This window comes from Bradyrhizobium sp. Tv2a-2, assembly GCF_000472425.1.
Classification (GTDB): Bacteria; Pseudomonadota; Alphaproteobacteria; order Rhizobiales; family Xanthobacteraceae; genus Bradyrhizobium.
The window spans coordinates 321,733-339,711 of sequence record NZ_AXAI01000009.1; the positions used below are offsets into that span (position 1 = coordinate 321,733).

Genomic DNA, 17,979 nt, shown 5'->3' on the forward strand with positions numbered 1-17,979 from the left:
CGAACAGGTCTCAGCCATGTCTCCCGACTAAACACTTCGCGGGCGATGACAGCGGAGTTGCAACGATGCCGGTGCGCTCGTTGCAGGTTCCTGTCGGTCCTATGCCGCCGCCGATATCCTTACCCCCGCTTTGCGGGCGTCACGGGGCAGGGAGATGCGGACGACGGTGCCGGCGCCCAGCTTGGAGCGCAGCTTCATGGAGCCGCCGTGCAGCTGGGTCAGCGACCGCGCAATCGCAAGCCCCAGGCCCGAGCCGTGATAGGTCTTGGTGAGCTGGCTTTCGACCTGCTCGAACGGGCGCCCCAGCCGCGCCAGCGAATGTGGGGCGATGCCGATGCCGGTGTCGGCGATCAGGAACACGATTCTGTCAGGCAGCACATGGCTCCGCACCACCACGCGGCCGCCATCGGGGGTGAACTTCACCGCGTTGGAGAGCAGGTTGACCATGATCTGCTTGGTGGCACGGCGATCGGCAACCATCGGGATGGAGCTGCTGATATCGGCGTCGAGCAAAAGGTCCTTGTCCTGGGCGCGGCCGGTGACGACGCGCAGCGACTCCGCAAGCGTCTTGGAGAGATCGAGCGTCTCCATGTCGAGCTTCATGCGGCCGGCCTCGATCTTGGACATGTCGAGGATGTCGTTGATCACCTCGAGCAGGTATTGGCCGCTGGTCAGGATGTCGTGGCAATATTCGCGGTATTTGTCCGAGCCGAGCTCGCCGAACATGCCGCTGCCCATGATCTCGGAGAAGCCGATGATGGCGTTGAGCGGCGTGCGCAGCTCGTGGCTCATATTGGCGAGGAATTTTGATTTGGTCTGGTTGGCTTCCTCGGCACGGTTCTTCTCGCGGGCATATTTCTCGGCAAGATCGGCAAGCTCGAGGGCCTGCCGCTCGAGCTCGGCCTGCGAGCGCTTCAAATCGTTGACGGTGGCGCGCAGCCGCAGGTCGTTCTCGACCAGCTTCTGCTCATGCGCCTTGATGCGGGTGATGTCGGTGCCGACGGAGACATAGCCGCCGTCCTTGGTGCGGCGCTCGCTGATGTGCAGCCAGCTGCGGTCCTCGAGCTGTGCCTCGAAGGTGCGCGCTCCCGGGATCTGGTTGGCATTATCCTGCTGGCGGGTGCGCACCTCCGGCATGCTGCCGACCTCGATCACGGTCTCGTAGGAGGTGCCGGGGATAACAGCGGAATCCGGCAGCTTGTGCAGGCGCTGAAAGTGGGAGTTGCAGAGCACCAGGCGGTCGCTCGCATCCCAGAGCACGAAGGCTTCCGGAATGGTCTCGATGGCGTCGCGCAGCCGCAGATCCGCTTCCACGGTCCGCTCGGCGAGGCTCTTCTGCTCGGTGATGTCGACGGCGATCCCGATCAGATGCAGCCCGGCGTCGTTTGCGCCCTGGCTCAGCTCGCAGCGCACCCGCAGCCAGATCCAGTGGCCGTCGACGTGCTGCATGCGGAAGCTCTGGTCGATGTGATCGATCTCGCCGGCGATCAGCCGGTCGGCGATCGAGAACAGGTCGATGTCGTCAGATTTCACCAGCGCATTGACCTCGCCGAAAGTCAGCAGATCGCTGCGGCTGTCGAGCCCGAGCATGGTGAACATGGATTGTGACCAGAAGATCCGTCCGCGCGACAGGTCCCAGTCCCACAGACCGCAGCGGCCCCGGTTGAGCGCGGTATCGATGCGGCCGCGCACGGCATCGTTGATCAGGTCGCCCTCGCGGGCGCGGGTCGATTGCCAGTGAAAGGCAAAGCCGAGGATCAGGACCACGAAGCCTGTCGTGGCGGACAGGGTGATCGCGAGCGCCGCGTCCGAGCCCCAGATCGGCTCGTACTTCTCCTGGATCACGACAACCTGGCCCGGGAGCGACTTGATGATGCGGGAGACCGCGAGCGCGCCGCGACCGTTCGGCAGCATCATGTCGCTGACCTCGGCCCGCCGGCCGGGCGCTGCGACGAGCTGCGCCGTGCTGATGATGTCGAGCAACCGGTCGGCTTCGCCAAGGCTGGCATCGATCGGGAGCCGCGCGAGGATCCGATGATCCGCGCCGGTAACGATGACATGCCGGCCGGCGGTCGTGCCCCATTCTGGTACGAGATCGGGCAGGAGATCCTGCAGATGCTCGATATTGGAGAGGCGCTGCATCCGCACCGAGGTCAGGTCGTCGATGCGTTCGACGAGCACGTCGGCAAGCGCGGCAAGCTCGCGCTTGGTCGCGGCGCGCTTCTGCCTGTATTGGTCGAGCACCTGCACGAACGCGCCGAGGCAGATCGTGATCAGGAACGCGATGATGAGTATCGGGACCGCACGGCGGAGCGTCGGCTCCGCTATCAACAGCCGGTGGTAGGCCGGTTTCGCGATCGATTGCGCCAATCCCTTGATGGAATCGGATTGGACGCATGCGTTTGCCGCATGCGCGCGCGCCATGCCTTAAACCCCCGCCGAAGTTCTTCTGCACCGCTTCCGGAAGCACCCCATGACTTCCGAATCAATGCGATTTGAATCCAGTTTTCGCGGGCTGTCGAGAGTCAACGATTCCTTAAAGCGAATAATTCCTTGTCCAACAGAGAATCCCGAGCGTGAAATTACGGAAGATGTGAGTCCGAAACAGGAACGCGGCGCGAATGCGTCAAGCGTGTGGCGGTTCTGCGTGACTGATGACGCGCTTCACGCTCGGAAAATCGCGTCGCAGCGCGCGCTCGATCGCGTCGACATTCTCGTGCACCTTGATGACGCTCAGCGTCGGCACCGCACGGCAGTGGAAGTTGACGATCTCGCCGGCCACGGTGTCGCGCACGCGCACATTGTGAATGTCGCCGACCTCGGTGTCCGCCGCGTAGCGCGCCAGCGCCTGCGCAATCGTCGCCACCCGCTCCGGCGCGGCGTCGCTGCCGAACGGCAATTCCGGCTCCAGCGGCTCGATATGAGTGTCGACCTCGACCTCCTCGCCGAATTGTTCGCCGATACTGCGCTCCAGCCGGTTGGCGATGGCATGGGCCTCGTTGAGCGGCATCTCGCCGTCGACCTCGAGATCGATGCTGACGATGAGCTTGCTGCCGAGGTCGTGCACGGTGACGTGATGGATGGCGAGCCCGGAGTTGCGCGCGATCACCATGATGCGTTCGCGCACGCTTTCATTGCTGAGTGCGACTGGCACCGCGGTGAAGGTGAGGTCGGCGTCGCCCAGCGCCTTGGCGACCGAGGCCTGCGCCCGGCGCTTGATCTCCTCGACGCGGTCGATCGGCAGCGTGCGCGGCACCCGGACCACGGCATCGATGAAATAGGTGGCGCCGACCATTCGCGCCCGCAGGCGTTCGACCGCGACCACCCCGGGCACTGCGGCGATCGCTGCGGTTCCGCGCTCGGCGACGCCCTCGGGCGCGCGGTCGACCAGCGTCTCCACCGTGGAGCGTGCCAGCCGCAGGCCGAGCGCTGCGATCATCAGCGCGACCGCGGCGGCGGCAGCGGCATCGCCCCAGTGGAAGCCGAAAGCGGACAGCAGGAGCCCGACGATGACCGCGACCGAGCCGGCCACATCGGAGGCAAAGTGCAGGGCATCGGCCGCGAGCGCCTGGCTGTGGGTCGCGCGTGCCGCGCGATGCAGGGCGCGCGCGCGCCAGAGATTGACGGCAATATCGACCAAGAGGACGACGAAGGGAATGATCGAGATGACCGGCGGCGGAGCGCCGTCGCGCAGGCGGCTGTAGGACTCGACCAGGATGCCGCCGGCGAGCACATAGAGCAGGGCGATGATGCCGAGTGCGGAGACGCTCTCGAGCTTGCCGTGCCCATAATGATGTTCCGCGTCGGCCGGACGGTCGGACACACGAACGACCATCCAGGTGATGATGGTCGCGATCACGTCGACCGAGGAGTGCAGGGCCTCCGAAATCAGCGCGAGCGAGCCGATCAGGATGCCGACCGCGAATTTGGCCGCCGCCATGGCGGCGCTGGCAAACACCGAGATCGCAGCAACGCGGGATTTGTCGGGGAGATGGGCCTCGTTCATGGCCGGCGGTTTACCAGCCCGCACATCTACATGAAAGCGTGCATCGGGCGCTCTTCAGCGCCCGACCACAGCTTGGTCTCTCTTGTTGCGAATTGTTCCGATATCGAGTCGCAGACATCAAAGCGTCACGACGATCTTGCCGAGATGCTTGTTGGCTTCCATGTGCGCGAACGCCGCACCGATGTCCTCGAACTTGAACACTCTGTCGATCGGCAGCTGCAGCTTGCGGCTTTCCACCGCGGCCCAGATGTCCTTTCTCACCTCGTCGAAGATCTCGGCGATCTCCTCCGCGGTGCGGGTGCGGAAGGTGACGCCGATATAGTTGATGCGACGCGCCGCATGCAGGTCGAAGTTGAAATCCGCATGGGTACCGCCGAGCCGGCCGACATTGACGATGCGGCCCTTGATCCTGGTCGCGGCGAGGTTCTGGTTGGCGACCTTGCCGGAGACCTGGTCGACGATGAGATCGACGCCTTCGCCATTGGTCGCGGCGAGCACCTGCTCGACCCAGCCGGGGTCGGAGGAATCGATCGCAAGATCGGCGCCGAACTCCTTCAGCCGGCCGCGGCGCATCGCGTTCGTCGAGGATCCCACTACGAGCCGCGCGCCCTTGAGCTTTGCGATCTGCATCGCCATCAGCCCGACGCCGGAGCTTGCGCCCTGGATCAGGACGGATTGCCCTGCTTGCAGCGCGCCGTTGGTCACGACCGCATTATGCATTGTGGTGAGCGCGACGGGGAGGGTGGCTGCCTCCTCGAAATTCATGTTGGAAGGGGCGCGGAAGATGCGGCCGGCGTCAGCCAGCGTGTATTCGGCGAGCGCGGCCGCGCCCGAGCCCATGATGCGGTCGCCGACCGCGACGCCCTTCGCTTGCGGTCCGAGAGCGGCGACTTCGCCGGCCCATTCCATGCCGAGCGCGGTGCCGACACCGCCGCGGCTGCCATGCACATGACCCTTGGTCATGCCGAGGTCGGCGCGATTGAGCCCGCAGGCGCGGACCTTGACCAGAACCTGTGCGCCTTTCGGCGCCGGCTGGGGAACGTCGGTGATTGCGGGGCCGTTCGCCCCGTAGACATAGGCTTTCATGGGATCAACTCTCGAACGATTGAACGATGTTGGCTATTCCGCCGCCTCGCGGCGCGCGGATGCGGTCATGCCACCCAGTCGGCTTTCGATGATCGCTTCCGCCTCGCGCATGATGCGGGAAACGAGCTCGGCGCAGCTCGGGATGTCGTGGATCAGCCCCTGTACCTGGCCGGCGGACCAGATGCCTTCGTCGGCATCGCCGGTCGCATACACCATCTTGCCGCGCGCGCCGGCGACCAGCTCGCGCACCTGCTCGAAGGTCGCGCCTTCCTTCTCCATGGCAACGACCTTGGTCGAGATCGCGTTCCTGGCGACGCGCGAGGTGTTGCGCATGGTGCGGAAGATCAGCTCGGTCTCGCGCTCGTCATTGGCGACGATCTTCTCCTTGATCAGCTGGTGGATCGGGCTCTCCTTGGTGCACATGAAGCGGGTGCCCATGTTGATGCCCTCGGCGCCGAGCGCCAGCGCCGCGACCAGGCCGCGGCCGTCGGCAAAGCCGCCGGAGGCGATCATGGGTATCTTCACCTTGTTGGCGGCGGCCGGGATCAGGATCAGGCCGGGCGTGTCGTCCTCGCCCGGATGTCCCGCGCACTCGAAGCCGTCGATCGAGATGGCATCGGCCCCCATGCGCTCGGCCGACAGCGCGTGTCGGACACTGGTGCATTTGTGCAGCACCTTGACGCCGTGCTTCCTAAACTCGGCGACATGCTCCTGCGGCTTGTTGCCGGCGGTCTCGACCAGCTTGATGCCGCTTTCGATGATGGCGGCGCGATATTCGGCGTAAGGCGGCGGCTTGATGGCGGGCAGAATGGTCAGGTTGACGCCGAACGGCTTGTCGGTCATGTCGCGGCAGCGCGCGATTTCCTTGCTGAGGTCTTCCGGCGTCGGTTGGGTGAGCGCAGTGATGAAACCGAGCGCGCCTGCATTGGCAACCGCTGCGACCAGCCCGGCGCGGCCGACCCATTGCATGCCGCCCTGCACGATCGGGTGTTCGACACCGGCGAGCTCGGTAAATCTTGTTTTCAGCATGTCCTGCCCAGCGCTCCCTGGCGCGAGCGGTGCCGCGCCTCTCTTCTGCGTGTGATTTTGGAGGCAGAGGATGGCGGTAGCTTCGGCAAAAGTCCACCGGCGGCTTGCGGCCGATCCGGCAGTGCGGTCATGCAGAGGCGTGAACCGTACGTTCCACGAGACGGACAATTGAAGCCCGATCATCTGCGCGCGCCGGGCAACCAGTGCGCGCAGATTTCAGCTTCAGCCGCAGCGGGGCAGGCGGCTTCGAAGTGGATTCGGCTTAAGCGGCTTGCGGTGCGCTGGTCGTGATCTGGTCGACGGCGGCGGCGATGTCGCGCATGCTGATGACGCCGGCCAGCGAGAAATTATCGATCACCGGCAAATGGCGGATGTGATGAATGTTCATCAGGTGTCGCACGTCGTCGAGCGTGTCGCTCGAGCTGCAGGACACCAGCCGCTGCACCGAGATCAGTTGCGAGACCTTCACGTTGACGCCGTTCGCGCCATGCTCGGCGATCGCCCGCACCACGTCGCGCTCGGTAAACATGCCGGCTGCTGTGTTGTTGCCCTCGGACCGGACGACATCCTTGACCACGAGCGCGCTGATATTGTTCTCGCGCATCAGGCGGGCGGCGATGCCGACGGTCTCGTTCATCCGGATCGTGACAACGCGGGCGTTCTTCTTGCGAAGAATATCTCCGACTTGCATGGCAACCTCCTCTGCGGGTGGTGGTGGTCGTATCTCCCTGGTCCGATCACTCTGGTATACATTATGCCAATTGTCAATTCTGTTGCGCGGTAAAATCGAACCGAATCGGCAGGGCAATAGCGTGATGCTTAAGCTGGCGAGTGATCGCGCAGAGGCAAGGGGCGGGAAGGCGATGGAGACCACAATCACGGAGGCTGCGGCGCGTGCGGCTTTCCTTGAGCAGGCGGTTCGTGGTCCGATTGAAGCTGCGCAATAAAAAGCAAACGAGGCGCACTGAGTTCGCCTCGCACTTAATCCGTTTAACCAGCTGCAGCGCTTACTCAGCCGGCGCGTGCGCCACCGCGTTCTTCTTTTCCGACGCGCTGATCGACAGCCGCATCGGCCGCACCACGAACAAGGCGAGCGCGACCACGATAAAATTCATGACCGCGGCGATGAGGAACACGGAATGCCAGCTGCCTGTCTGCGACTTCAAGACGTTGGCCAAGGGAACGACAAAGGCGGACAGGCCCTTCGCCGTATAAAGCAGGGCGGTGTTGGTCGTGGCGTATTTCGGACCGAACATGTCAGTGCAGGTCGAGGGGAATAGGCTGAAAATTTCACCCCATGTGAAGAAGATTAGCGCCGCGCAGATCACAAATGTCCACGGGGTGGTGCCCACCGTTCCGAGCAGCCAGTACGCCACGCCGCCGAGAGTAAACGCGATGGCCATCGTGTATTCGCGGCCGATTTGATCCGACACCCAGCCAAAGAACGGCCTGGCGCCGCCGTTAGCCAAATTGTCGATGATGCCGGCGACTACCAGCGTCGTTCCGCCGAACAGGATCACCGTCTGTGCCACGTTGTAATCCTTAGCGATGATTGCGACCTGCGCGGCCACCATCAACCCGCTCGCGGACACCAGGACGAACATGAGGTAGAGCAGCCAGAATATCGGAGAGGCGAGCATTTGGCCCGGCGTACTGCTGGTCTTCGATTGCAACACTTTCACGGCCGATGCGGGCGGCGCCTCGCCCGGCATCGGCGGGCGGAGAAACCAGGCCAACAGGAAGACGACGCCGCCTTGTACCAGCGCGAACCAGAAGAAGGTGTCGGCATAGCCGATCGAGGCAATCATCATCTGAATGGGAATGACGGTCACGACTGCGCCGGCGCCAAAGCCGGCTGCGGTGATGCCAACTGCGAGGCCGCGGCGATCAGGGAACCATTTCACGGCGTTGCCGACGCAGGTGGCGTAGACCCCGCCCGCGCCCACGCCCGAAATGACCGCGCCGAGATACAGCATCTCGAGCGATCCTGCCTTGGAGTTGATGAGCCAGCCGAGCGCAGCGAACACACCACCAAGCGCAACCATCAATCTCGGGCCCTTCTGGCCGAGCGAGTCGACGATCCATCCCTGAACCGGGGTCGCCCAAGTCTCGAGTGCGATGAAGATGCTGAATGCAACCTGGATGCTGCCGACTTCCCAGGAATGGGCTTTCGCCATCGGACCGACGAAATATGTCCAGCCGTATTGGAGATTGGCCATCATCGCCATGCAGATGACGCCGATGATCAGTTGCGTCCACCGGAAGCCGTTGGAAATTTGGCCTGGCGCGCTCGCTGCGGTTGCCGTCATAGTGTCCCTCCCAATGCGCGCTTCTTTCACCTCGCTCGTTTGGGGCGGGTCCAGCGCTGCAGGTCACACAGTCTGGTATAATATATTCCACGGCGCAAGACCAATTCGTCGCCTGCGACAAATTGGTGAGCGGGTAGCAGCTGTAACGCAAATGGCCCCGAAATGGGGCCATCAAGCAAGATAGATAATTGGACTAGTCGAGAGGCCTCGGCTCAGACGCCGTGACGCGGAATGTCTCCGTTTCGGATGGTCATCTCGGCATAGGCTAGCAACAGCCGATCGACAGTAGCGAACAGGCGGCTGAACAGACCGGCGGAGGGCGCATGAAACGCGGCGGCAGAAGTCCTGGACATGAAAATTCTCTCTTTCCTCTTCTCTGTGACGCGGCCGGCAGCCCCGCCTCGAGTTCTGGGAATGGAGTTAATGTATACCAGATGCCAGAACAATGCGTTTGTTTGCATAGCAGCATGCGATATCTCGCAATGCAGCATTCGTAGTTCCAGGGACAGCAAAAAGGCCGCCCGAAGGCGGCCTTGGCAAAATCCGGGTATCTGAAACCGGTCTTATTCCGCCGCCTCCTTGCGGGGCGGGTCGAGTGCGCCGGAGTCATGAATGTCGGCGACCTGGTGATCAGAGAAGCCGAGCACCTGGCGCAGGATTTCATCGGTGTGCTCGCCCAAGAGCGGCGACCGCACGACGTCCGCGGGGCTGTCCGACAGCTTGATCGGATTGCCGACCGAGAGGTACTTGCCGCGGGTGGGATGGTCGACCTCGACCACGGTGCCGGTCTTGCGCAGCGATTCGTCCTCGGCCAGTTCCTTCATCGACAGGATCGGGCCGCAGGGGATGTCGTATTTGTTGAGAATCTCCATCGCCTCGAACTTCGTCTTGGTCGTTGTCCATTGCTCGATGCGCGCGAAGATCTGGTTCAGCCGTGGCAGGCGGGCCGGCGGCTTGGCATAATCCGGATGGGTCTTCCAGGTGGGCTCGCCGATCACGTCGCAGATCTTCTCCCACACCGGCGCCTGCGTGATGAAATAGATGTAGGCGTTGGGATCGGTCTCCCAGCCCTTGCATTTGAGAATGCGGCCCGGCTGTCCGCCGCCGGAATCGTTGCCGGCGCGCGGTGTCGCGTCGCCGAACGGGATGCCTTCGCCGAACTGGCTGTATTCCTTCAACGGGCCGTGGTCGAGCCGCTGCTGGTCGCGCAGCTTGACGCGGCAGAGGTTGAGCACGCCATCCTGCATTGCGGCCGTGACGCGCTGGCCCCTGCCGGTATGGGTACGCTGGAACAACGCGGTGACGATGCCGAGCGCCAGATGCAGGCCAGTACCGCTGTCGCCGATCTGCGCGCCGGTGACGAGGGGAAGGCCGTCGCGGAAGCCTGTGGTCGAGGCGGCGCCGCCGGTGCACTGCGCGACGTTCTCATAGACCTTGCAGTCCTCGTAAGGTCCAGGGCCAAAACCCTTGATCGAGGCCACGATCATCTTCGGATTGATGCTCTGGATCTTCTCCCAGGGGAAGCCCATGCGATCGAGCACGCCGGGGCCGAAATTCTCCACCAGGACGTCGCATTTCCTGATCAACTCGGTCAGCACCTCCTTGCCCTTGGGGTTCTTGGTGTCGAGCGTGATCGAGCGCTTGTTATGGTTGAGCATGGTGAAATACAGGCTGTCCACGTTCGGGATGTCCTGCAATTGCCCGCGCGTGATGTCGCCGACGCCCGGACGTTCGACCTTGATCACATCGGCGCCGAACCAGGCGAGCAGCTGCGTGCAAGTCGGTCCCGACTGGACGTGGGTGAAATCGAGAATGCGAACGCCCGTCAGCGCCTTGGTCATGATAGGGTTTCTCCTCAAAACTACTTTGTTTGTTGTCGTTCCACCTGCGCGGGGAATGACGGGGTGGTGACTTATTTCTTCTTCAGCACGCTCTGCGGATTGAGATTGCCGATGCGGCCGCTTTCGCTTCCGGCGGCGGGATCGATCACTGCATTGATGAGCGTCGGCTTGCCAGAATCCATTGCCGCATTCACGGCGCGCTTGAGCTCGTCGGGCGAGGTGGCGTTGACGCCGACACCGCCGAACGCCTCCATCATCTTGTCGTAGCGCGCGCCCTTCACGAACACGGTGGTCGCGGGATCGGCGCCCGCAGAGTTGACGTCGGTGCCGCGATAGATGCCGTCATTGTTGAAGATGACGATGCAGATCGGGAGGTTGTAGCGGCAGATGGTCTCGACCTCCATGCCGGAGAAGCCGAAGGCGCTGTCGCCTTCCACCGCCAGCACCGGCTTGCCGGTCTCAATCGCTGCCGCAATCGCCGAGCCCATGCCGATGCCCATCACGCCCCAGGTGCCGACGTCGAGCCGCTTGCGCGGCTGATACATGTCGATCACGCCGCGCGCGAGGTCGAGCGTGTTGGCGCCTTCGTTGACCAGGATCGCGTCGGGTCGCTCCTTGATGATGGTGCGCAGCGCGCCGAGCGCGCCGTGATAGTCCATCGGCGACTTGTTGTTCATCAGCCGCGGCGCCATTTTGGCGACGTTCTCCTCGCGCTTGGCCTTTACCGCATCGACCCAGTCGGCGGGGGCGGTGGTCCCGCCACTGCCCATGGCCTCGATCAGCGCCGTGACGCAGGAGCCGATGTCGCCAACGAGAGGAGCTACGATTTCGACATTGGAGTCCATTTCCCTGGGCTCGATGTCGACCTGGATGAACTTCTTCGGGGCCTCGCCCCAGGTCTTGCCCTTGCCGTGCGACAGCAGCCAGTTGAGGCGCGCACCGATCAGCATGACGACGTCGGAATCCTTCAGCACCGTGGAGCGTGCGGCGCCCGCGCATTGCGGATGCGTGTCGGGCAACAGGCCCTTCGCCATGCTCATGGGCAGGAAGGGAATGCCGCTCTTTTCAACCAGCGTCTTGATGGCATCGTCGGCCTGGGCATAGGCCGCGCCCTTGCCAAGGATGATGAGGGGCCGTTTTGCGGCCTTGAGCACGTCGAGTGCGCGCTTCACCGCGGCAGGCGAGGGGATCTGCGCCGGTGCAGCATCGATCACCTTCACCAGCGATTTTGCGCCGGCCTCGGCATTGATTACCTGCGCGAACAGCTTTGCCGGCAGATCGAGATAGACGCCGCCGGGCCGGCCCGATACCGCGGCGCGAATGGCGCGCGCAAGGCCGATGCCGATGTCCTGGGCGTGCAACACGCGATAAGCCGCCTTGCAGAGCGGCTTTGCGATCGCAAGCTGGTCCATCTCCTCGTAGTCGCCCTGCTGCAGGTCGACGATCTCGCGTTCGGAAGAGCCGGAGATCAGGATCATCGGGAAACAATTGGTGGTCGCGTGGGCGAGCGCAGTGAGGCCGTTGAGGAAGCCCGGCGCGGAGACCGTGAGACAAACGCCTGGCTTCTTGGTCAGGAAGCCCGCGATCGCCGCCGCATAGCCCGCATTCTGCTCGTGACGGAAAGAGAGCACGCGGATGCCGGCAGCCTGCGCCATGCGGCCGAGGTCGGTGATCGGAATCCCCGGCACGTTGTAGATCGTCTCGATGCCGTTGAGCTTGAGCGCGTCGATGACGAGATGGAAGCCATCCGTCAGCTCTTGCTCGGCGCCCGATGCCTCGGTTTTCTGTGCAGTGTTGAGCATGGGCTCGTCTCCCTGTTCGTCGCTTCTTGGCGACGTGTTGATCGTCTTCTGAAGATGTCAGCGGTTCAGCCAAACAGCTCCTGGCCATGCGCCTCGACGTAGGCGGCAAGGCCCAGCGTGTGGTCGCGCGCGCGTTTTTCGGCGAGTTCGGTGTCGCGCGCTTCCAGCGCTTCGATGATTCCGAGGTGTTCGGGCAGCGAGGCAGCTGTGCGTTCAGTGCGGCCAATGGTGAGCTGCCGGTAGCCGCGCACGTGCAGCAGGAGATCGTTGGTCAAATCGACCAGCACCGGCGATTCCGACAGCGAGATCAGCGCCTGGTGGAAGGCGATGTTGGCGCGGGAATATTCGTCGATGTGGTCCTGCGGAAGGCGGTCCTTGCCGAAATCCTTGAAGACGTCACGCAGCGCCGAGATGTCTTTCTTGCTGGCGGTGGTGGTGATCAGCCGCGCGGCCATGCTCTCAAGCGCCGCCCAGGCGCGGATCATGTCGACGATCTCGCTCTTGGTCCGCCTCACCACCATGATGCCCCGGCGCGGCACGGTCTTCACGAAGCCGTCCTGCTCCAGCATCGCAATCGCCTCGCGGATCGGCGTGCGGCTGACGCCGAGCCGCTCCGACAGCGCCCGCTCGTCAAGCATCACGGGCTCCGGCGTCGCGTAGATATCCATCTTGAGGATCGCTTCCTTGAGCGCCTCATAGGCCTTGTTCTTGAAGCTGGTCTCCGGGGCAATCCTTACGATTGCGATGTCTGCATCCGCCATGGTCGGCGCCACCTTGGTTAGTTTCCTGATGGACACGACAAGCCCTCTCCCAGGGGAGATGTCTACTGGTATCTTCTCAGAATGTTTTTGGCATGCCAGATGCCAGCTTGTCAAGGCTGCTGGCTTTTTCAGCGTTTTCACACAATGCCTTGTCTTGACAATCTCGTTTCTGGCATACCAAATGCCATAAAAGGTGCCGTAGGAGGAAGCTGATGTCCAGTGCCAAAGAAGCCGTCCGCAAGGTTCTTGATCAGGTCAAGGCGGACAAGCGCAACAGTCTGACCGCCCCGGAGGGCAAGCTGGTCTGCGATGCCTACGGCATCCCGGTGCCGAAAGAGGGGCTGGCGAAGTCGGCCGCTGAAGCCGCGAAGATCGCCGGCGACATGGGCTTTCCGGTGGTGATGAAGATCGTCTCGCCGGACATCCTGCACAAGACCGAAGCCGGCGGCGTCATGGTCGGCGTGAAGAATGCGGCCGAGGCCGAGAAGGCCCATGACACGATTCTCGCCAATGCGAAGAAATACAAGGCCGATGCCAAGATCGAGGGCATCCAGGTGCAGCAAATGCTGGCCGGCGGCACCGAGGTCATCGTCGGCTCCATCACCGACGGCTCGTTCGGCAAGCTCGTGGCCTTTGGCCTCGGCGGCGTGCTCGTCGAGGTCTTGAAGGACATCACGTTCCGCCTCGCGCCCGCGACGACGGAAGATGCGCTGTCGATGCTCGACGGCATCCAGGCGCATGAAATGCTCAAAGGCGTGCGTGGCGGCGACCCGGTCAGCCGTGAGGCGCTTTCGGCTGTGATCGTGAAAGTGTCGCAGCTTGTCAGCGATTTCCCTGAAATCGTCGAACTCGACCTCAATCCGGTGTTCGCGACCAAGAAGGATGCGATCGCGGCCGACGTGCGCATCGTCGTCAATTTCGATTACAAGCCGCGCCCGGCGCCGCGTTCGAACGATGAAATCGTCACGGCCATGAACCGCATCATGCAGCCCAAGGCGGTCGCCGTGATCGGCGCCTCGTCCGAGGACGGCAAGATCGGCAACTCCGTGATGAAGAATCTCATCAATGGCGGCTACAAGGGCGAGATCTACCCGATCCACCCGAAGGCGGGCGAGATTCTCGGCTACAAGGCATACAAGAGCGTCACCGAGGTCCCCGGCGTGATCGACGTCGCGGTGTTCGCGATCCCCGCCAAATTCGTCGCGGGCGCGCTCGCCGAATGCGGTGAGAAGAAGATTCCCGGCGCGGTGCTGATTCCCTCCGGCTTCGCCGAAGCGGGCCATCCCGAATTGCAGGACGAAATCGTTGAGGTCGGCAAGAAGTACAATATCCGCCTGATGGGGCCGAACATCTACGGCTTCTATTATACCCCCGCCAATCTCTGTGCGACGTTCTGCACGGCCTATGACGTCAAGGGCCATGCGGCGCTGTCGTCGCAATCCGGCGGCATCGGCATGGCGATCATCGGCTTCTCGCGCTCGGCGAAAATGGGTGTGTCCGCGATCGTCGGCCTCGGCAACAAGTCCGATATCGACGAGGACGATCTGCTCGCGTTCTTCGAGCAGGACCCCAACACGAACCTGATCGCCCAGCACTGCGAGGACCTGAAGGACGGCCGCGCCTTCGCGGAGGCCGCCAAGCGCGTCTCCAAGAAGAAGCCGGTGGTGGTCCTGAAGGCTGGTCGCACCTCGGCCGGCGCGAAGGCGGCGTCCTCGCATACCGGCGCGCTTGCCGGCAATGACAAGATCTACGAGGACGTGTTCAGGCAGTCCGGCGTGATCCGGGCCCGCTCTCTGCGGCAGTTGCTCGAATTCGCCCGCGGCGTTCCGGTGCTGCCGACGCCGAAAGGCGAGAACGTGCTGATCATCACCGGCGCGGGCGGCTCGGGCGTCTTGCTCTCGGACTCGGTGGTCGACAACGGCTTGTCGCTGATGGCGATGCCGCCGGACCTCGATGCGGCCTTCCGCAAGTTCATCCCGCCGTTCGGCGCCGCCGGCAACCCCGTCGACATCACCGGTGGCGAGCCGCCGATCACCTATGTCAACACGGTCAAGCTCGGCCTGTCGGACGAGCGCATCCATGCGCTGATCCTCGGCTACTGGCACACCATCGTGACGCCACCCATGGTGTTCGCGCGCAACATGGTCGAAGTGAAGAAAGAGATGGAGGCGAAGGGCTTCGTAAAGCCGATAGTCGCCTCGCTCGCCGGCGACGTCGAGGTCGAGGAAGCCGCCGAATATCTGTATCAGCACGGCATTCCGGCCTATGCCTACTCGACGGAACTGCCGGTCGAGGTGCTGGGTGCCAAGTACAAATGGGCGCGCGGCGCGGGCCTGCTGTAAGGCTTGGAATCTGCGCATCGAACATGCCGTCCGGTTTTCCGGGCGGCATTTTTGTTTGAGCAGGCTCAGGACGGCTCCCAGCGCCGCTCCCTCGCCCAATCGAGCAGCGCTGCCAGCGCAAAGCCGGCGATAGCGGCGAGTGCGTCGACCACAAAATCTTCCAGCCGCGCGTGACGGCCGGGGAACATTAACTGCAGGAGTTCGAGCGCGCCGATCAGGACCACTGACATGGCCATGGCAAGCCGCCGGTGCTTGGGATAGGCGAAGGCAAAGGCAAGCCCGACCAGCAGGAAGGCGAGGCTGTGGTCCGCGTCCTGGCCCAACATGGCATGCGGGCGCAAGGTCGGCGGTCCGAGCGTGAAAAAGGTGACAGCGGCGGCCAAGAGCCAGGCGCAGATGCGGAGAAGGATGGTCATCTCCGCTGCATAGCACAATTTCGGCCAAGCGCATGCGTTGCGCGCGCTTTCAGATATCCGTGTAGTAAACGAGGGTTACAGCGGCTGCCGCACGTTAAGTCCCAGCATGAAACGTTCGCGGATCTGCACGGGATCCCGCCGCGTGGTTCCAACGCCGGGCTTGTCGTCGATGCGGACCCCGATCAGCGTGGGTCCGGTTGCCGCCAGTGCTTGATCGATCAGGCGCTCGAAATCCTCCTCGTCCGCGGCCCAGGCGCTGCCGGCAAGGCCGCTGGCTGCGGCAATTGCCACGATATCGGCGACCTGTGCCGCCGGCGTCGGCTGCGCGCCGGTAATCTGATAGATGCCGTTGTCCATGACCACCATGGTGAGATTTTTCGGCGAAAGTGCCGCGATGGTTGTGAGAGAGCCGAGCTGCATCAGCAGCGACCCGTCGCCCTCCAGCGCAAAGACCCGCCGCTCTGGCTGGGCCAATGCCACCCCGAGCGCGATCGGAAAGCCGAGCCCCATGCTGCCCAGCATGTAGAAATTCTGCGGCCGGTGGCCGGCCGCCCACAGGTCGAAATTGGTGTTGCCGATGCCGCCGATCACGGCCTCTTCGTGCTTCAGCTTCTTGACCAGCCGCGAGGTGAGGTCAAAGCGGTTCATCACCTTGGTGTTGCGCATCGTTGTGCTCATGGTTTCGCTCACTTGTCGAACACCTTGCCGCCGGTCAAAAGCGGCGAGAGGATCAGCGCCACCGGTGCCTGCGTGGTCACGGCCTGCTTGATGGAGCGGTCGACGATGAACTCGAGTTCGTCGAGCCGGGTGATGGTGTGGTGCTCCATGGCGAGCGAGTCCAGGACCGGTCGCATGGTGCGGCACACCAGCGACTGGCCATAGTTGAACTCGCCGAGCGTGCCGCGCTCGGACACGATCATGATCAGCGGGATCTGGTAGGGGATGGCGAGCGACGCCAGCACATTGGCCAGCGTCGCAAAGCCCGAGGTCTGCATCAGCACCGCGCCGCGCACGCCGCCCATCCAGGCTCCGGAGACGATGCCGACGGCTTCCTCCTCGCGCGCGGCCGCAAAGGTTGTGAAGAAGGGATCGGCATGCAGGCTCTTGATCAGCGTCGTCAGCACGCGATCGGGAACGTAGGGAATGATGCGGATGTCGTTGCGCTTGAGCGTGTCCAGCACGATGCCGTGCCAGGTCTTTTCTGACGGCGTCTTTTCTGACGGCGTCTTCTCTGACGGCGTCTTTTCCTCGCGCATCTGGTGTGAGGTTTTTTCCTGCGCGACCGTCATGCCGTCCTCCCTTTATTCCCTTATTGGCCGGGACGACGTTGGTCGCCTCGCGCCGTCGAAACTTGACGCTCCTTCTGCGATTGTCAACATGCTCCCGCTGCATCGCGACCTGCGCGATTGCGACAATGTCGCAAGCCGTGATCCGTGCGATAAGGACGAGAACAGCAAGCAAGAGAACCGGGCAGGGGAGGCTAATCGGATCGATGACCGTCAACAACAAGCGCGTTTTCTACGTCAAATACCTTGCCCATCCGATCTATGCCGAGACGCTGCGCGCGCGGGCCGACGTGCGGCTCGACCGGCTGGAGAATGAGAGTGCCGAGGAGGTCTACGCGCCGATCCTGCGTGAGGCTCATGCCTATCAGATCGGTGCGGCGCGCGACGAGCTCGCGCCCCACTTCCATGCTCATGCCGACCTGCTGCGGCGCGCGCCCAACCTTCTGATCGTTTCCTCCAACGGAGCCGGCTTCGATCCCGTCGACGTCGAGGCGTGTACGGCGGCCGGCGTGCTCGTGGTCAATCAGTCCGGCGGCAATGCGCATTCGGTCGCCGAGCACGCGCTCGGCATGATGCTGACGCTGTCCAAGCGCATCATCGACTCCGACCGCAGGCTGCGCCGTGATCGCGACGTCAACCGCAACGACCTGATCGGCAACGAGGTGCAGGGCCGCACCATCGGTATCGTCGGCATCGGCAATGTCGGCCGGCGTATCGCCGAACTCTGCAAGGGCCTGCTGGGGATGCGGGTGCTGGCCTACGATCCCTACCTTTCGCGCGAGGACATCGCAGCGCGCGGAGCCGAAAAGGTAGATGTGGAGCCTCAAGAGGTTATACCCGGCCAAGCCGAGCCTGCTGATTGGTGGTACAGACCCGATACTGCCATGAGGACGATGCCAATTGTAGCGGTGGAGCCATCTTGGCAGCTCGGCGGCGCGTTCTCTTGAGGTGTTGTAGGCCTGGGCGTAAGCCCACTCGCGCAGGCTGGTTTGAATGAAGCGCTCGGCCTTGCCGTTGGTTTGTGGGGTGTAGGGCTTGGTGCGGATGTGTTTGAGGCCGAGGCGCTTGCAGGCCTTCTGGAAGGCAATGGATTTGTAGCAG

14 protein-coding genes and 2 pseudogenes are annotated in these 17,979 nt (G+C 63.3%); 2 read left to right on the forward strand and 14 right to left on the reverse strand.

Going from position 1 to position 17,979, the window contains the following annotated elements:
* Positions 1-99 precede the first annotated feature (99 nt).
* From A3AI_RS0121245 to A3AI_RS0121295, 10 genes are all read right to left on the reverse strand, one after another.
* Entirely contained in the window at positions 100-2,424 is a 2,325-nt protein-coding gene (locus A3AI_RS0121245; protein ID WP_024517505.1) for a PAS domain-containing sensor histidine kinase, read from the reverse strand.
* Positions 2,425-2,626: 202 nt separating this feature from the next.
* A complete protein-coding gene (locus A3AI_RS0121250; protein ID WP_024517506.1) occupies positions 2,627-4,006 on the reverse strand; it encodes a cation diffusion facilitator family transporter in 1,380 nt (459 codons plus the stop codon).
* A gap of 117 nt (positions 4,007-4,123) precedes the next feature.
* Positions 4,124-5,092 (reverse strand): zinc-binding dehydrogenase, encoded by a 969-nt coding sequence (locus A3AI_RS0121255; protein ID WP_024517507.1) that lies wholly within the window; start codon positions 5,090-5,092, stop codon positions 4,124-4,126.
* A gap of 33 nt (positions 5,093-5,125) precedes the next feature.
* On the reverse strand, positions 5,126-6,121 hold the full coding sequence (locus tag A3AI_RS0121260; RefSeq protein WP_024517508.1) for an NAD(P)H-dependent flavin oxidoreductase: 996 nt from the start codon (positions 6,119-6,121) through the stop codon (positions 5,126-5,128).
* A 262-nt stretch (positions 6,122-6,383) separates the two neighbouring features.
* Positions 6,384-6,812 (reverse strand): CBS domain-containing protein, encoded by a 429-nt coding sequence (locus A3AI_RS0121265; protein ID WP_024517509.1) that lies wholly within the window; start codon positions 6,810-6,812, stop codon positions 6,384-6,386.
* 316 nt (positions 6,813-7,128) lie between these two features.
* Positions 7,129-8,430 carry an oxalate/formate MFS antiporter gene (oxlT, locus tag A3AI_RS0121275; RefSeq protein ID WP_024517510.1) on the reverse strand — a complete coding sequence of 434 codons (1,302 nt, stop codon included), beginning with the start codon at positions 8,428-8,430 and terminating at the stop codon, positions 7,129-7,131.
* Between the two features lie 212 nt (positions 8,431-8,642).
* On the reverse strand, positions 8,643-8,783 hold the full coding sequence (locus A3AI_RS48810; protein ID WP_198030161.1) for a hypothetical protein: 141 nt from the start codon (positions 8,781-8,783) through the stop codon (positions 8,643-8,645).
* A gap of 210 nt (positions 8,784-8,993) precedes the next feature.
* Positions 8,994-10,271 (reverse strand): formyl-CoA transferase, encoded by a 1,278-nt coding sequence (gene frc / locus A3AI_RS0121285; RefSeq protein WP_024517511.1) that lies wholly within the window; start codon positions 10,269-10,271, stop codon positions 8,994-8,996.
* A 71-nt stretch (positions 10,272-10,342) separates the two neighbouring features.
* Complete coding sequence (oxc, locus tag A3AI_RS0121290; RefSeq protein ID WP_024517512.1) at positions 10,343-12,073, reverse strand: oxalyl-CoA decarboxylase; 1,731 nt, start codon at positions 12,071-12,073, stop codon at positions 10,343-10,345.
* A gap of 65 nt (positions 12,074-12,138) precedes the next feature.
* Positions 12,139-12,834: a GntR family transcriptional regulator gene (locus A3AI_RS0121295; RefSeq protein WP_502685755.1), complete on the reverse strand. Its 696-nt coding sequence runs from the start codon at positions 12,832-12,834 to the stop codon at positions 12,139-12,141.
* A 212-nt stretch (positions 12,835-13,046) separates the two neighbouring features.
* On the opposite strand from A3AI_RS0121295, the gene A3AI_RS0121300 reads away from it, so the two are divergent.
* Positions 13,047-15,176: an acetate--CoA ligase family protein gene (locus A3AI_RS0121300; protein ID WP_024517514.1), complete on the forward strand. Its 2,130-nt coding sequence runs from the start codon at positions 13,047-13,049 to the stop codon at positions 15,174-15,176.
* Between the two features lie 65 nt (positions 15,177-15,241).
* Here A3AI_RS0121300 and A3AI_RS0121305 read toward each other — a convergent pair whose 3' ends face one another.
* The 3 genes from A3AI_RS0121305 to A3AI_RS0121315 form a co-directional block, all read right to left on the reverse strand.
* A complete protein-coding gene (locus A3AI_RS0121305; RefSeq protein ID WP_024517515.1) occupies positions 15,242-15,592 on the reverse strand; it encodes a VanZ family protein in 351 nt (116 codons plus the stop codon).
* Between the two features lie 75 nt (positions 15,593-15,667).
* Positions 15,668-16,270, reverse strand: coding sequence for a thiamine pyrophosphate-dependent enzyme (locus A3AI_RS0121310; RefSeq protein ID WP_024517516.1), 603 nt, complete (start codon positions 16,268-16,270; stop codon positions 15,668-15,670).
* Between the two features lie 8 nt (positions 16,271-16,278).
* Positions 16,279-16,881 carry a thiamine pyrophosphate-binding protein gene (locus A3AI_RS0121315; protein WP_024517517.1) on the reverse strand — a complete coding sequence of 201 codons (603 nt, stop codon included), beginning with the start codon at positions 16,879-16,881 and terminating at the stop codon, positions 16,279-16,281.
* Between the two features lie 203 nt (positions 16,882-17,084).
* Here A3AI_RS0121315 and A3AI_RS0121320 point away from each other — a divergent pair.
* Positions 17,085-17,699, forward strand: a pseudogene (locus A3AI_RS0121320) (NAD(P)-dependent oxidoreductase); the annotation flags it as partial.
* Here A3AI_RS0121320 and A3AI_RS46365 read toward each other — a convergent pair.
* Positions 17,694-17,979: pseudogene (locus A3AI_RS46365) on the reverse strand (integrase core domain-containing protein); the annotation flags it as partial. The pseudogenes A3AI_RS0121320 and A3AI_RS46365 sit on opposite strands and share 6 nt — an antisense overlap.

Excerpts from the sequence above, each read along its gene's own strand:
- A3AI_RS0121310 (WP_024517516.1), bottom strand. The coding sequence starts at position 16,270 with ATGAGCACAACGATGCGCAACACCAAGGTGATGAACCGCTTTGACCTC.
- A3AI_RS48810 (WP_198030161.1), bottom strand. The coding sequence starts at position 8,783 with ATGTCCAGGACTTCTGCCGCCGCGTTTCATGCGCCCTCCGCCGGTCTG.
- A3AI_RS0121265 (WP_024517509.1), bottom strand. The coding sequence starts at position 6,812 with ATGCAAGTCGGAGATATTCTTCGCAAGAAGAACGCCCGCGTTGTCACG.
- A3AI_RS0121255 (WP_024517507.1), bottom strand. The coding sequence starts at position 5,092 with ATGAAAGCCTATGTCTACGGGGCGAACGGCCCCGCAATCACCGACGTT.
- A3AI_RS0121245 (WP_024517505.1), bottom strand. The coding sequence starts at position 2,424 with ATGGCGCGCGCGCATGCGGCAAACGCATGCGTCCAATCCGATTCCATC.
- A3AI_RS0121300 (WP_024517514.1), top strand. The coding sequence starts at position 13,047 with ATGTCCAGTGCCAAAGAAGCCGTCCGCAAGGTTCTTGATCAGGTCAAG.
- A3AI_RS0121295 (WP_502685755.1), bottom strand. The coding sequence starts at position 12,834 with ATGGCGGATGCAGACATCGCAATCGTAAGGATTGCCCCGGAGACCAGC.
- A3AI_RS0121315 (WP_024517517.1), bottom strand. The coding sequence starts at position 16,881 with ATGACGGTCGCGCAGGAAAAAACCTCACACCAGATGCGCGAGGAAAAG.
- oxc (WP_024517512.1), bottom strand. The coding sequence starts at position 12,073 with ATGCTCAACACTGCACAGAAAACCGAGGCATCGGGCGCCGAGCAAGAG.
- A3AI_RS0121305 (WP_024517515.1), bottom strand. The coding sequence starts at position 15,592 with ATGACCATCCTTCTCCGCATCTGCGCCTGGCTCTTGGCCGCCGCTGTC.
- oxlT (WP_024517510.1), bottom strand. The coding sequence starts at position 8,430 with ATGACGGCAACCGCAGCGAGCGCGCCAGGCCAAATTTCCAACGGCTTC.
- A3AI_RS0121260 (WP_024517508.1), bottom strand. The coding sequence starts at position 6,121 with ATGCTGAAAACAAGATTTACCGAGCTCGCCGGTGTCGAACACCCGATC.
- frc (WP_024517511.1), bottom strand. The coding sequence starts at position 10,271 with ATGACCAAGGCGCTGACGGGCGTTCGCATTCTCGATTTCACCCACGTC.
- A3AI_RS0121250 (WP_024517506.1), bottom strand. The coding sequence starts at position 4,006 with ATGAACGAGGCCCATCTCCCCGACAAATCCCGCGTTGCTGCGATCTCG.